Consider the following 13,527-nt stretch of genomic DNA (forward strand, 5'->3'; position numbering starts at 1 on the left):
GTTCTGCGTCCCATTCCGCAAGTTGCCTGTTGGCCGCTTTCAATTCCTGCCTGAGCGATTCATCGTTGCCCTCGCTCAGGAACTCAATTTTCCCAGCCGTTCCTCAATGGCGGCCATTCTTTCGATCACGGGGTCAAGACTTGAACTTACAGCCTTGTCTACAATGTCTACAATACCTGTAGACACGACGCTATCTTCACTTCGTGTAGACAATTTTGTAGACAATTTTGTAGACGCGACACTAGGAATGTTCGGTGTAGACAGCTCTGTAGACGTGTCTACCACTCCCCCTGTAGACATCACTTTGAGGATGCGCTGACAGCACTGACTTAACGATTCTGCCTCCATTTTGGATTTGTCTATGGCGTGTGGGCCTTCATTGGTAGCAGCCAAGTTTGCAGCAGTTTTTGTGCCGCCAAACAGTCGCAGTTGTAAGCTCATCATTTTTGTCCTAGTTGAATGGTGATGCGGGCTGGGGGAAATAGATTAAGCGGATTGATTTGTCGCCACAGGGACATCGCCAGCACAAAGACGGACGCCGATGCGAGTGCGAGTGCGATGAGTTGGGAGAAATCAACCCACTCCAAAAAGGTGGAATTTTGACGGGTAAAGTTGCACACAGGAAATGGACAGTCGCTAGTCCAGTCCAGCGTGTCTACAGTGTCTACACCTGACTGATTAAGGGTTTCAGGTGTGGTGTCTACAGGGTCTAGCACTGTGTCTAGCACTGTGTCTAGGGATTCACCGTCAACGAGGTACAGCTCTAGCAGCGCTTCCCATGTAGCAGTTTTAGAAAGTTTTCCGAACTGTTTTGCGTCTTCGTTTGTGAATCCACGGTCAAGGGCGATCGCCCGCAATTTGTCAATGCGACGGTAGCTGGCAGTGGGTTTAGTCATGCCAAGCCCCTCGCCAACTCAAACGTAAAGAGTTGCGATCGCCCGCAGGGACAATCGTTTGTAAGTGTCATAATTATTAAGCTCCAAACCGTTGCTGATAAACGCTTGGGGAAGTCGTGGTTAGTGTGGTTCGCTAAAACCGCAGTACCGCGCATCAATCTTCCTTAGTTACATACGATCGCAGGTTCGCAGCCACTTGTCAATAGGTATCTGTAAAGTTTTATGTTGCCTCATAATCTACGTCCCCAATAATGCGATCGCAAAAACATTCTCACAGTGTCTGGGTATTGTTAAGCGCTGGGACAACCCCTCAAAATAATGCAGATTTAATACCGTCCCGATACTAGAGTCAGAAAACGCTTTGTATCACAATGGTTTCAAGTTTGGACGCAGAGGTCTGCAAAACCGCAGTACCGCGCATCAATCTTCCTTAGTTACATACGATCGCAGTTTTACAGCCATCTGTCAACTGAGGCAATGTAAAGTTTTGCAAATAATTATTCGGCGAGCAGTTCCATCACTCGATCGGGCGTAATCCCGTAAATAGCTGCTAGTAATTTGATGTTTTTCGCGTCACTCCCCAGTTGTTTAAGCACCTCAATAGCACTACCCAAAGGGATAGCTTCCTTTGTGGATTGAGTTAACAGGTCAATCGTTGTCTCGGTATTGGCTCGTTTTTTATAAGTCCCTTCATTCATCTGCGTTGAGTGACCTAAATTTTTAGCCCTTGTCTCCTGAGACATCCCCGCCATTTGACCGTTGAGATTAGCTAAGTGGCGCAAAGCATGAGACTGAGTAAAACCTTTGTTCCATCTTTTCAGGGTAGCCCACGCACGGTCATTGTATGCACCAGAAATTGTCTTTGCATTGTTCGATGTCAGCCGAACATCAGGCAATTGCCCTGATTTAATTCCCAAGTAGTCGATTAAATCAGGATGAGTAGGGGGGAGCATTGGCACACACAATCGGTAGCCAGTCTTAGTCGTAGTTTCTAATTTTGTTCTTTCCCCTACTACGGCAACCATTTTGGTGTTACTTGGTTCAGTCAACGCCGGGATAGTAATGCCATCTTTTGTTTTAAACGGTTCGTTGATGTTCTGAACGGCAAATACTTCATGTACCCGAAAGCCATATACCATCTGCATTGAGAATACCCACAACCATCGCTTGCGTGACTCTAAGTTGTATCGCTTATCATCGGAGATAGCCAAAACTTCTTTGTGGAATTTCAAAAACTCATCCACCGATACAGACTGAAGGTCTTCTCTGAACAGTGTCTGCGTGCTGTTAATTTCTTTAAGGCGACTAAGCAAATCTGTATTACCAATAGTCTCAACAAGTTTACGCATGGCGCACAAGCAGTTTTTAAAACACTTAGTTCCCGCTTGTTTGCTGTGAACTACTAGCAGAATGTCTGCTAGGTTCAGGACTGTATTTTGTGGCAACAGCTTGAAATAGTGTCCGTAGACACACCGCCAACTGTATTGATGGCTAGCATTACCCTTGTCGCGCTGTTGGCGGCGTTTGGTGTACCCCTTCCAATACTCTTCTTCTACTTTGGCAATTGCTTGACCAAAAGTCATTAAATCATTTTTGATGATGTTTTTTTCGAGAATCACGTCATCATACCAGGCTAAGAACTGAGACTCAGTTTTAAGCGCTTCAAGAGCGGTAGCAACTAAGTGAGCCTTTCTTAGGGAATCAGTAATCCCTTGCATTGTCAGGTAGCACCCACAGGTTTTGTTGACCCGCTTGTCACCTAATCTGAACTGAAGGGTGATGTAAGATCCTTTAGCCTTGCTGTCCCTCTTAAGCCCTACCCCTTTGGGGCATTCTTTTTGTGCTTGCTTGAAGTAGTCCAGAATCCGTTCATAGCCAATCAGATAGTCAGCCGTGGTGCTTGCCGTGACTGGATTATTTTTTTCGCTCATCTTTCGCTCAATATCCCAAAAGTGCTGAGTTTACTTGCTGTATTCAACTTACAGCAAGTCGCTCAGTTATCGATCTGACGTAAAACAAGACTTTCATGGTGAGCGACAAAAATGGCTATAACGACGTAAAAGCGTCGATTGAGAACTAAGTGCTTCAAATCCCACCCTCTCCGTTTTTGAGAACTCGGAAAAGAACTGGCAAAAAAACACCCCCGCAGGGGTGCTTTTGCTTACCAGGTAATTTTTCTAACCAACTGACTCAACTCAAGCGGTTTCCTCATCTGCGGGGTCGCCGTAGGGGTCTTCGCTGGCGGGGGTCAGGTTGCCGAACATTCCAGCATCCGCCACGTAGGAGTCGGCGGGGTCGCCGTAGGGGTCTTCGCTGGCAGGGGTCAGGTTGCCGAACTGTCCGGCATCCGCGTAGGAGTCGGCCGGGTCGCCGTAGGGGTCTTCGCTGGCGGGGCGGGCGTTAGCAAAGTCTCCGTAGCCTGCGGGGTCGCCGTAGGGGTCTTCGCTGGCCGGGCGCACATTGCCGAACTGTCCGGGACTTGAGGTATCTTCATAATTGGCATCAGGATCGACTTGCTCGCTATCGGGCCCGACGATCGCATCTTTTAACTTCCGCAAAAATCCGTCTACCATGATAAAGTTCCTCTATTTTATTTGTTGAAAAACTGTTGTTTTAGATTGGGGCTACCAGATTTAAGGGAAAATCTCCAACTGGCAATCTAAAATTATTTGATTACTGTGCCGGAACAGGACTTGTAGCTTCCGGCAAGCCTTTGAGGTCTCGGCCGGTAGTTTGGTTGTTGTACCCTTGGAATTCGCGGTACCGCTCGGCCTCGGCCTCGGGAACTTTAATTCCTTCAGGCGGGGGTGTTACCCAATGAGCGCGATTCTGGGCATCGCGGTAGTAGACGCGACCATTTTTAGAAAGGTAATATTTTCCCTGCGGCCCCTGTTCTTGCTTGTTTTGGTGCTGGCGGTAGAGGTAATAAAGGGCAGCAGCTCCTGCTAAAATCGCTACTTTTTGAGTATTGCTCAAGCCTTTCTTTGCTTCCGGGGTAGGAGTAGCGCGATTAGTTTGGACTGCTCCAGCGCGAGTGTCGTCAACAGGAGGCGGGGGAGCCGAACTCTCTTTGCTAGAACCGCAAGCACTCACAAACGGAAATGTCAGCAGCGTTGTCAGCAGCAGAGCCATGAAGCGCGATCTTTTGGGTGGGAGTTTGATTGTGTTCATTACCGCTCCGAATTGTCTGGACTACAGGTAGGGTGTGTTCTGGCTAGGTTGGGGAACCTGGGCTGCTGCCAACGGTTTTGTAAGTAAATGAATTTATCAAAGCAATTTTGATAAATTACTTGCTGAGAACTTACAACAGCGCAGGTATGGTATTGCCTTTGTATTTAATCATCCTCAAATTTTTCTCAACTTTGCTCATGCCAGAGATATAAATAAAGTTTCTTTTATTTCAGCCCGCAGGTATATGCAAAGGCGCGGTCTGAGGTAAAAGTTTGGTTTGTTTGTGGGTGGACGGCAAGGAAGCGAGGTGAAGCAGGCGGATGGGGTGATTCAGAAACTCAAAGCATTACTGGTCAGGGAAACGAGGCGGTGTTTAGCTGCGCCTCCCGGCTTGTCTGAGATACAGGCAATTTTTTTGTGGAAATTCAGGAGAAGCCGATCGCGCTGCTGTATTAATAATTAACCGAGACAGAAAGCCGCCGAAGCTTTTGATAATTTTTATGAAAATCCCAAATATAATTACTGCTGGATTGTCGATCGCCCTTTTATTGGCTGCAACCAAATACATACCTGATTTCAACAAGCAAAACCAAGTCAAGCAATTGCTGGAAACCAAACAGTGTCCCGAATGCAATCTCAGCAATGTCAATTTGAAGGGCATGGACTTACAAGGATTTAACTTGCAGGGGGCCAACCTCGAAGGTGCCAACTTATCAGGAGCAAAATTGGCAACTGCCAACTTCAAAAATGCTAACTTGAATAAAGCCAACCTGACGGGTTCTGATTTGGGCTGTAGCGGCATAAGCTTCAATCTTGATAGCAACGGTCAAGCAGCAAATATGGATTTTAAGGTAAGTGCCGTTCCGGAAAAGAATAACCCAGAAAATGCAGTTGTTGGTTTCAATATGAAATCGACCGATACAGGAGCTACCATACGTTTAAATCTCCCCGGCTGCGCTGACTTTGAGAATGCTAAATTGCAGGAGACTAAAATGCCCGATGGCAGCATTCACCCTTAGTTCCGGATATAGCGGTCTGTTTGTAGTGAGGACTTTAGTCCTCTGTATAGGGTTGAAGAAGGACTAAAGTCCTCACTACGAACCAAGATTTTTAATTGTTAACTAGAGAGGGTTGAAGAAGGACTAAAGTCCTCACTACGAACCTAAATTTAATTGTTAACTAGAGCTGGTTGAAGAAGGACTAAAGTCCTTACTACGAACCAAGATTTAATTGTTAACCTTTGTTTAGTTCAAACAAAAAACCGCCGCCTGAATAACAGGTGGCGGTTTTTTTAGGCAAGTAATTGCCAGCTAAAATTAGTGAGCCGAACCGTTACCGTGATACTTGTCGGTGTCGTAGAAGCCGTTTTTTGTGCCGAAGAACAAACAGCAAACGGTGAAAACTCCTGTCAAGACTGCTAAAACTAACTTAACGTCCATAATTGACTGTCTCCTGTTAAATGAGTGCAAATACTCAGATTGTAGAATCTTTTTGGCTGGCGCGGCCATCTACCAGCGTAGCGCCTGATTTGTTGGGGTGTACTCTGGTGCGCCAGTTTCCTGATGGCGAGACGATTCGGGGAATGATTGTGGAAACCGAAGCTTACGGCCCGGGAGATCCCGCTTGTCACGCTTACCGACAGCGCACTCCTCGCAACCAGGCGATGTTCGGGCCAGCAGGTACCGGCTACGTTTACTTGATTTACGGGATGTATCACTGTTTTAACGTGGTGACGGATGCGGAGGGAGTTGGTAGCGCTGTGCTGGTGCGAGCTTTGCAGCTAGAGGCGCCTCCCGTCAAGTTTGCTGCAATTCCCCCAAAAAAGCAGTTGCGCCTCGCTGCGGGGCCTGGGAAGCTGTGTAAGGTGCTGGAGATCGATCGAACTTTCAGCGGTTTACCTTTGGATGCAGGCCAAGCGCTGCGCTTGGAACACCGGAGCGAAGACTTTCAGCAAGCTGTCGGGGAAGGTACAATAAATTTTGTACAAACTACGCGGATCGGGATTACTAAAGGGATAGATTTGCCTTGGCGGTGGTATTTGGGGAACTGTGCGGCCGTGTCGCAACTCTAGTAATGTCAAAGGTGTCAGTGTAAATTTGGTAGCTTAAACTTAGTGAAATTATGGCTTACTCTTCTGAAAACCCGATCGTACAACTCAAAAAATGCCTGACACTCGCTCAGGATGTTGGGAGTCACGCCGAAGCTAACCGAGCTTTCGAGCAATTGTGCGCGATTATAGATGCTGAAAATCCGATGGCAGCGCAACTTTTAGAGATGTTGTGGGAAGATGCAATTATGGCCAGACGTTCTGCTGTATTTTGGCAGCAAATGAGCGAAGTTGAGAAAGATATGGCTAATAGAATGATGGAAAATATGACGCAGATGAGACAAAATTATTTGCGATTGATGCAGGAAATGTAGGCACTAATTTGTAAATCCAGGTTCGTAGTGAGGACTTTAGTCCTTTCTCAATAGGTTCGTAGTGAGGACTTTAGTCCTTTCTCAATAGGTTCGTAGTGAGGACTTTAGTCCTTTCTCGATAGGTTCGTAGTGAGGACTTTAGTCCTTTCTGGATAGGTTCGTAGTGAGGACTTCAGTCCTTTCTGGATAGGTTCGTAGTGAGGACTAAAGTCCTTTCTTCATTAATAAAGGTGTAAGGTGCGTCAGAGCTAAATATTTGTCACTGCTCAAACAGTTAGTTTCTGACGCACCCTACGATAAAGCAATACGGTTGCGTTAAGGTCATCCAGAGGCAAAAAAATGTGAAAAATAGACCCTGCGATTGCTTCGTTCCTCGCAATGACAACCACTAGCCCAAACGTATTGTACCATAAAGTAGGCTGGGTGTAGGGTGCGTCAGAGCTAATATTTGACACTGCTCAAATAGTTGGTTTCTGACGCACCCTACGATTAATCCTGCTATTTCATTAAAGCAGCGCCGCGGTTGTAAAGTTCGCGGGCGTAATCAGTCCAAGTTCCCTGTCCCCAATAGCGGAAACAGCTTGTTTGTACCAGCAAGTTGTAAAGCAAAGCTTGCTGGTATGCAAACTGCTTGGTAACAGCAGCATCTTGCTGCACCAGCGGATCGTATTTTTTGTGAAATGCTGCGCTGAGTTGATTCATGGGTTCCAGGACATTTTCGTAGCCCTTCACCCAACTTAAATCGTTAGTCCAAGAAGCACCATCCATGTGAAAATTGTGGTCTGTTTGCTTGAGTTGGGCGATCGCACTTTCCACCTTTTCGGGCGTTGCACTATCCGGATCGACTTGCTGCCAAATCTTGTGCTGGTTGATTCCCTGACAAACAGGATAATCATCAGGATTGACACCCGCCGCCTCAATCATCTCCAAATATTCAGTTCCATTTAAACCGACTGCGCCGGATTTTCCGCCGCCATTCTCGCGGTTTTCGTGCCAAGCTTTGACAAAAGCGCTGGGAAATTCATTCATCATCACGCCGCCATTTTCGCCATCAGCAATTTGAGTCACCAAAGAAGGAACTGTGACATTGCCAATTTGCTGTTTGTTGCGGACTTTCGCTTCGTAATAGGGCTGCATTTGTCCAACCAACTTTGTATCAGAACCTTGGGTTTTAATCAAAGCAGTGATGCTGATGGTTTCGCCGCGAGAATTGCGCGCTTGCAAACGGTTGGGAATGTATTTTTGGTCTTGCGACAATCCCGAACCATCCAGATTTTCCACAGAATGTTCCTGCACCATCAGCCAGCGGTAGCCACATTCTTTCAAAGCTTTGATGTATTCGTAAAGTGTATCTGGGTGATTGGGAAAGTGCATTTCTGGAGGCGAAAAACCTTTAACGCGCTTGAGGGCATCCAAGCCAAAAATTGCGGCAAAATGATGTTGCCATGCTTGAATTTGAAGTTTAATGTCGGGAATGGGAGTTGAGGGAATGACGGCGTGACTCCACATTGTCCCCAGCCATTCTACGTGGGGTTGATATTGAGGTTCGCAGGTAATGCGCTTGAGATTGTTGAAGATATCATCGCGTCCCATTTGGCGCAATCCCCACAATAAATTGCCCGAATAATCGAGCATGATTCGCGGGTTGCAACCTTCGGCAATTAGTTGGGGAATGAATTCGCCCATGCGGGAATAGCACCAAGCAAAGACTCCGGCATTGTGGTTGTCTCCTTGGTTGGGATTTTCAAACATATGCTGCAAATTGCAGATTAGTTCGCCGTTTGCGCCCGCTGGAATTGTCGGTTGGTGCATATGCAGGGCGCAGGCAAATCCGGCTTGAATGTTTTCGAGGCGCAGATTTATCTTAGGTAAAAAGACTGGTTCGTTGCTGTTGGCTGCGGCGCTGATTTCCGCTTCAGAACCGCAAATGTTGGGCAATCCGGATCTGATTTCTTCTAAAACGGGTGGGTTGAGGGATGGTGCGATCGCAGACATAAGTTTTTCTCAAGAATTGTGGAGGAGCACAGTCTGCTATTTGGTAAGATAGCTATATGCTTTTAGGGTAGCAGAAAAAATAACAGATTTAAATAAGTATCGAAAAGTTAGGAATAATCTTTGAATTAGTTATCCGAGCGATATTCGGAACTAGACGAGACAACTGGCGATTTGCCTCAAAATCTTGAGTTGACAAAATTCATAAAATAAGTTAGCTTTTGCGGGATTTGCTATTTAGTTGCAGCAATTTCGACTTTGACCCACAATGATTGATTAGAGAAACCGCAGATTAAGGCAGATAAACACAGATCGACGCAGATAAAAGTCTGCCCTGATTATTTTCAGGGTGCAGTTGGATCGCACTGGGACTTTGTACCTCTACTTCGCAGATATATGAATGGAACAAAACTGCTCCTACAGCAGGCGGCGATTAATTTGCTGGTTGCTGTGACAATGGTTCAACCTGGATTGGCCGCTATGCTCGCGGATTCATCGGGGGAACCGCATTTGCAGCCGCAGGTACTCGCATACGAGCCGCCTGCGCGGGGTGCACCGGGCGATCGCGGAGATGCAGGGAGTCGCGATGAGCTGCACGACTTTTTAGTGGTGATTCCGGCTTTAAATTTAGGATTGACGGCGATCGCACATCCGACTTTTTGGCTGTACTTGCCGGCTCCATTTCCTGATGACATTCCTTTTGAGTTTGTGCTGCGGGACGAAGAAAATCAAGAAGTAGTTTTCCGAACATTTTTTCAGGTTGAAAAAACAGCGGGACTTGCGAGTTTTTGCTGGCCGCCCAATGCACCTCCTCTGGAAATTGGCAAAAAGTATCGCTGGTACTTTTTCTGCGGGAATATATCCCGCAACGGGTGTGTTGAGCGAGTGAAAATGGCACCACAAATTTTAGTTCAGCTAGAAACTGCATCGCCGAGGCAGCGGGTGTTACTGTTGGCTAAATGCGGTTTGTGGTACGAAACTATTACTGAATTAGTTGCACTGCGGGACAAACTATTGAGTCAATTACAGGGGGGGACTTTAGAGGAGCGGTTGCTGATTTATGCGGAAAATGATTTGCGGTATGAAGCGCTAGCGGAGCTAACTGGATTTGAGAATATATCCTCTCTGCCAACTTTGGAGGCGGATTGGAATGCTTTATTGCAGCATCCGTTTGTGCTTTTGGACGGGATTGTTTTGGAACCGTTTGTTTGATTGCGGTACATTTGGATTGTTGGTGGGTGGGGGCGGGTTTACTATATTGTTGGTTTTTACCATAAATGGTTGGTGAACCCGCCCCTACAAATTGTGCTTGTATACGTCCTGAAAATTTAAGCGGGGGCGGGTTTACTATATTGTTGGTTTTCACAATAGATTTCTTCCAAAAATAGATAGGAACGGGCTATAATGCCCATTCCACAAAAATAATTTTTTCTTCTGTGGAACGGGCATTATAGCCCGTTCCAAAATTTGATTAAAAGGACTTTTGCAAGAGATATAATAAATGGTTGTTGAGAGGAAACCCTACAAATTGTGCTTGTATACGTCCTGAAAAATTAAGTAAACCGATCGATGAAATACCCGATATTAAGCGCCTACAATACTTTCAATACAGCGCCGATCGCCCTTTGGTCATTTGACGCAGCGGGGAACTTGGCGAGCGATCGCCCGGATCTCCCTCCAGCACGCTTAATTGACAGCGTTTGCCGTGCTGTTGAGCCATCGCCAAACGGGCCGCCGGAAAGTTTGTTGCTGACTGGAGGTTACGTTACTTTCCCAGTGACTCCTTTGCTGGATGTAGGCACGGAAGACTTTTCTGTTTGTGCGTGGATTCGCACGAGTGATTTGGGTATTGCCAAGATTATCGATAAACGGATTCAAAATTCTGGCCCTTTACGGGGCTGGGCTTTCTTTGTTTATCAGGGCAAAATTAACCTGCAAATGGCGGATGAAAAAAGTTGGCTAAACTGTGCCATCGATCGTTACGAAAAAATTGCTAATTTCCCAGTTGTTAGCGACGATCGATGGCATCACGTTGCGGTAACAGTCGATCGCGATCGCATGAATGGAGGGTGCTGGTATGTCGATGGCAAGGAAGTAGGTTGGCGGTTCAGACCAATATACCAACAAGGTTCACTCAACAATAGTATGCCTCTGACTGTTGGCAGGCGATCGGACGATTTTGGTGGCATTTTTCGGGGCAATATTGGGGATATGAGACTCTACAAACAGGCGCTATCGGCAGCAGATATATTGTCGATTTACCGATCGATTCAGTCTCCGATTTATAAGAAATTTTTTGTTAACATTCCGAAGGGATTGGAAATACCGCACTCCGCGCAAGATTCTTTCTCGGACAATGATAATATTCCTGTGGAAAGATACTCGCAGGCGATCGCATACTATCAGCAGTCGCTCAATATTCATAGAAACAACGGCAACGGCTACGGAGAAGCGAATTCTCTGAACAATCTAGGCAATATCTACAGTTCGCTGGGGGAATACTCGCAAGCAATTTACTGTCACCAGCAAGCGCTAAATATTCAGCGAGATATCGGCGACTGCCCTGGAGAAGCTGAGTCTCTAAATGCTTTGGGTAGTATTTACGATGCCCAGGGGGAATATTTGCAAGCAATTGAGTGCCACCAGCAGTGTTTAAATATTCATCGAGAAATCGGAAACTATGGGGGAATAGCTATTTCCTGGCGCGATTTGGGGAGTGCATATCATTCCCTTGGCGAATACCAGCAGGCGATCGAATGCCAACTTCAGTCTTTAGATATGGCGCGAAAAATCTACTCTCAGCATAGAGAATTGAACTCCTTAAATGCTTTGGGACGTACCTACGTTTCTCTGGGACAAAATCAATTGGCGATCGAATACTGTCAGAAGTCCCTGAATCTTGCACCGAAAATTGAGAGCCGCTTTGGAGAAGCTAATGCTTTGGTGATTCTGGGTAATGCTTACAGTAATTTGGGGCATTACTTGCGGGCGATCGCATTCTACAAACAATCCTTAGATATTCAACAGGAAATGGGCGATCGCTCTGGGGAAGCGACTTCCTTGCGAAATTTGGGCAATGCTTACCGCTGTTTGGGGCAGTATCAGCGGGCGATCGAATACAGCCGGAAGAGTTTGGAGATCGCGCGGGCGATCGGCGAAACGGCATCAGAAGGGGCAACTCTCAACAATTTAGGACTTGCTTTATTTGACTTTGGCAAGTTTGCAGAAGCTGAAACAGTCTTGGGCGATGCAATTCAAATTTGGGAATCGCTGCGGGGAAAATTGAGCGATCGCGATAACTTTAAAGTATCTATTTTTGAAACCCAAGCCGCAACTTACCGCCATTTAGAAAAAGCCCTGATCGTCCAGAAAAAAACCAAACAGGCGCTGGAAATTGCGGAGCGGGGGCGGGCGCGGGCGTTTGTAGAATTACTGGGTGCTCGGTTATCTGCCAATTCAGATGCGATACCCGATATTGAGCCGCCTAACATCGCTCGCATTCAAGAAATTGCCAAAGCACAAAATGCCACTTTTGTGGAATATTCGATTTCTTTTTTAGAAGAACTGTTTATTTGGGTAATTCCGCCCGCGGGTGAAATTGCCTTCCGCCAAGTTGACCTCAACTACGAACATACTCCGCTCAAAGAGCTGGTTGCGGACTCTCGCGAGGCGATCGGCATCAGGAATCGCGATTTCAATCCCACCCTAAAAATTCACCCAGGCGATTTAGTCAAACTCCACGATGATGCCCCGAATTGGGAACCTTGGCACGTAATATCTGTGGATGCAAATCACAACATTCTATCGCTCTGGCAATCCTCTTTTCCCAAAGGGTTAACTATTCCCAGACCTGCAATTGATGTCACAGCCAAAGTGCAATCTAGCCTCACCAATCACCCTCGCTTGCAAAAACTTCATCAACTACTAATTGAACCGATTGCTGACTTGTTGCCGACCGAGCCAGAAGCTCGAATTATCTTTATTCCTCAAGGCGAACTGTTTTTAGTTCCGTTTCCGGCGCTGCAAGATGCTGCTGGGAAATACTTAATTGAAAAACATACTATTTTGACGGCTCCTGCAATTCAAATTCTGGAATTAACCAGTCAAAAACGGCAAGATTTCTCGGCGGTTGAAACCGCGTCTATACAAACAATCCTGGACGCCGACGCGGACTTAAGAGTAACAGAGTTAAGAACAACAAAGGCATTAAACCCGGATTTGGTATTAGTAGTAGGAAATCCGACGATGCCTGAAGTTGTTCTGGTACCGGGCCAACCTCCGCAGCAGTTATCTGCTTTGCCGCATTCAGAAACCGAAGCTAAGACGATCGCCCAATTGTTCCATACCCAAGCCCTCACGGGCAATTCTGCTACCAAAGCTGCCGTACTCCAGCGGTTGTCAAAAGCCCGCATTGTCCATTTTGCCACCCACGGATTGCTCGATCGCACTCGCGGGCTCGGCAGCGCGATCGCCTTTGCACCGGATGAAACTGATAGCGGTTTGCTGACGGCTGAGGAAATTTTGCACCTGCACCTCCAGGCGGATTTGGTAGTTTTGAGTGCTTGCAATACGGGCCTGGGGCGGATTACCGGTGACGGGGCGATCGGCTTGTCTCGCGCTTTAATTTCGGCTGGTACCTCCAGTGTGATTGTGTCTTTGTGGGCGGTACCGGATGCTCCTACAGCCGATTTGATGGTGAAATTTTATCAAAATCTCGATCGAACGGGCAACAAAGCTCAAGCCCTGCGCCGCGCCATGCTCCAAACAATGCAGCAGCACCCAAATCCCAGAGATTGGGCAGCTTTCACGCTAATCGGCGAAACCTGATGGGGAGTTTCGGTTAAATATTGTAAAGAATTGCCAATTCCCGCGAAAAAATTAGTTTTTTCGCTGAAATCTCCACAGAAAGGCGATTTCCCCAGGATAAGTCCTATCATGTGCGATCGATTAACCGCAATCAGCAAGGTTCGTAGTGCGGACTTCAGTCCGCAGCTTGAGAGCGGACTGAAGTCCGCACTACAAACTGATTGGCATGAAGACTTCAGTC

12 protein-coding genes are annotated in these 13,527 nt (G+C 46.8%); 5 read left to right on the forward strand and 7 right to left on the reverse strand.

Annotated features, from left to right (window positions below):
- Window positions 1-75 precede the first annotated feature (75 nt).
- From QUB64_RS07615 to QUB64_RS07635, 5 genes are all read right to left on the reverse strand, one after another.
- Window positions 76-444 (reverse strand): hypothetical protein, encoded by a 369-nt coding sequence (locus tag QUB64_RS07615; RefSeq protein ID WP_333269134.1) that lies wholly within the window; start codon window positions 442-444, stop codon window positions 76-78.
- Window positions 441-896 carry a hypothetical protein gene (locus QUB64_RS07620; protein WP_333269135.1) on the reverse strand — a complete coding sequence of 152 codons (456 nt, stop codon included), beginning with the start codon at window positions 894-896 and terminating at the stop codon, window positions 441-443. The genes QUB64_RS07615 and QUB64_RS07620 overlap by 4 nt, the downstream gene beginning before the upstream one ends.
- A 497-nt stretch (window positions 897-1,393) precedes the next feature.
- A complete protein-coding gene (locus QUB64_RS07625) occupies window positions 1,394-2,827 on the reverse strand; it encodes a hypothetical protein (RefSeq protein ID WP_333269136.1) in 1,434 nt (477 codons plus the stop codon).
- Between the two features lie 264 nt (window positions 2,828-3,091).
- Window positions 3,092-3,469, reverse strand: a complete 378-nt coding sequence (locus tag QUB64_RS07630; RefSeq protein ID WP_333269137.1) for a translation initiation factor — start codon at window positions 3,467-3,469, stop codon at window positions 3,092-3,094.
- 100 nt (window positions 3,470-3,569) lie between these two features.
- Entirely contained in the window at window positions 3,570-4,067 is a 498-nt protein-coding gene (locus QUB64_RS07635) for a hypothetical protein (RefSeq protein WP_333269138.1), read from the reverse strand.
- Window positions 4,068-4,567: 500 nt separating this feature from the next.
- Here QUB64_RS07635 and QUB64_RS07640 point away from each other — a divergent pair, with 500 nt between their 5' ends.
- Window positions 4,568-5,086: a pentapeptide repeat-containing protein gene (locus tag QUB64_RS07640; RefSeq protein ID WP_333269139.1), complete on the forward strand. Its 519-nt coding sequence runs from the start codon at window positions 4,568-4,570 to the stop codon at window positions 5,084-5,086.
- 297 nt (window positions 5,087-5,383) lie between these two features.
- Here the strand turns inward: QUB64_RS07640 and QUB64_RS07645 are convergent, their stop codons facing one another.
- Window positions 5,384-5,506, reverse strand: coding sequence for a hypothetical protein (locus QUB64_RS07645; RefSeq protein ID WP_333269140.1), 123 nt, complete (start codon window positions 5,504-5,506; stop codon window positions 5,384-5,386).
- Between the two features lie 20 nt (window positions 5,507-5,526).
- Between QUB64_RS07645 and QUB64_RS07650 the strand changes: the two genes are divergently transcribed.
- Both QUB64_RS07650 and QUB64_RS07655 read left to right on the forward strand, forming a co-directional pair.
- Window positions 5,527-6,138: a DNA-3-methyladenine glycosylase gene (locus QUB64_RS07650; protein WP_333269141.1), complete on the forward strand. Its 612-nt coding sequence runs from the start codon at window positions 5,527-5,529 to the stop codon at window positions 6,136-6,138.
- Between the two features lie 50 nt (window positions 6,139-6,188).
- A complete protein-coding gene (locus QUB64_RS07655; protein ID WP_333269142.1) occupies window positions 6,189-6,488 on the forward strand; it encodes a hypothetical protein in 300 nt (99 codons plus the stop codon).
- A gap of 498 nt (window positions 6,489-6,986) precedes the next feature.
- Here QUB64_RS07655 and QUB64_RS07660 read toward each other — a convergent pair whose 3' ends face one another.
- Window positions 6,987-8,483: a glycosyl hydrolase family 57 gene (locus QUB64_RS07660; RefSeq protein WP_333269143.1), complete on the reverse strand. Its 1,497-nt coding sequence runs from the start codon at window positions 8,481-8,483 to the stop codon at window positions 6,987-6,989.
- A gap of 393 nt (window positions 8,484-8,876) precedes the next feature.
- Between QUB64_RS07660 and QUB64_RS07665 the strand changes: the two genes are divergently transcribed.
- Window positions 8,877-9,692 (forward strand): DUF928 domain-containing protein, encoded by an 816-nt coding sequence (locus QUB64_RS07665; protein WP_333269144.1) that lies wholly within the window; start codon window positions 8,877-8,879, stop codon window positions 9,690-9,692.
- Between the two features lie 357 nt (window positions 9,693-10,049).
- The gene (locus tag QUB64_RS07670; RefSeq protein WP_333269145.1) at window positions 10,050-13,307 is read left to right on the forward strand and encodes a tetratricopeptide repeat protein; all 3,258 of its coding nucleotides are present in this window, start codon (window positions 10,050-10,052) and stop codon (window positions 13,305-13,307) included.
- Window positions 13,308-13,527: the final 220 nt, after the last annotated feature.

This window comes from Microcoleus sp. Aus8_D2 (genome assembly GCF_036702665.1).
Taxonomy (GTDB): Bacteria; Cyanobacteriota; Cyanobacteriia; order Cyanobacteriales; family Microcoleaceae; genus Microcoleus.